Raw genomic sequence first — 936 nt, forward strand, 5'->3', positions numbered from 1 at the left:
CCCCTGCTCTTGTTGGCTTTAGCGTGCAAAAAGATGAGTTTTGGTTTAAAGAGCTTAGTGGCGTTAGTCTAAGTGCGGATGTAGTGATAAATACCAAAAATGAGAGCCATAAATTTAGCGGCGATCTACTTTTTACACATAGAGGCATAAGCGGTCCAGCGATACTAAATGCCTCACTCTTTTGGCAAAAGGGGCGAATTTGCATAAATTTTTTGCCTAAATTTAGTGAGAAAAATTTAGTAAATGGTAAAAAGCAGCTTAGCTCGGTTTTACCTTTGCCAAAGAGATTTGTGCTGGAGTTTTTAAGAAATTTTGGTTTAAAAGATAGAGCATTTTATGAATTTAGTGATGATGAAAAAAGTATCATAAAAAGGCTTTTTGCATATCATTTTGCTCCAGCTGGGACATTTGGCTTTGAAAGGGCTGAAGTTACAAAAGGTGGCGTAAAAACTAATTTTTTAGATGAAAATTTAGAGTGTAAAAGTGTAAAAGGGCTTTATTTTATAGGTGAAGTTTTAGATATCACTGGTATGCTTGGTGGATACAACTTACATTTTGCGTTTGCAAGTGCTTTCAAGGTAGCTAGCGCTTTAAAAAATAGCTAATTAAATAGAAGTGAATTTAGCTAGTGGCAGCAAAGACTGCCACTAAATTTACTACCTCTGGTTTAGATACTCTTGCAAGCTTTTTACTTCAAGCGCTTTGCCAGTTTGAACTGTGCTTAGTGACTTAGCAGCTGCAAGTGCTGCACGGATAGTTGTGAAGTAAGGGATCTTAAATCTAAGCACATTTTGGCGGATCTTTTTGCCATCATCCACGCTTGATTTAGTATCGCTTGTGTTTATAACAAGTGCTATGTCGCCATTTTTTAGCCTATCTTCGACGTTTGGTCTGCCCTCGCTTATCTTATAGACAAACTCGGCCTCCACGCCAGCT

Annotated in this window: 2 protein-coding genes; one reads left to right on the forward strand and one right to left on the reverse strand. The window is 37.8% G+C overall.

The features are described from left to right. On the forward strand, positions 1-605 hold a 605-nt coding region (locus G6W41_RS09990; protein ID WP_196779852.1), incomplete at its 5' end, for an NAD(P)/FAD-dependent oxidoreductase. Positions 606-656: 51 nt separating this feature from the next. On the opposite strand, the gene G6W41_RS09995 is transcribed toward G6W41_RS09990, so the two are convergent. Further along, positions 657-936: hypothetical protein (locus tag G6W41_RS09995; RefSeq protein WP_194171409.1), on the reverse strand; the 280-nt coding region annotated here is incomplete at its 5' end.

The sequence above is a fragment of the Campylobacter concisus genome (assembly GCF_015230035.1).
Taxonomy (GTDB): Bacteria; Campylobacterota; Campylobacteria; order Campylobacterales; family Campylobacteraceae; genus Campylobacter_A; species Campylobacter_A concisus_BK.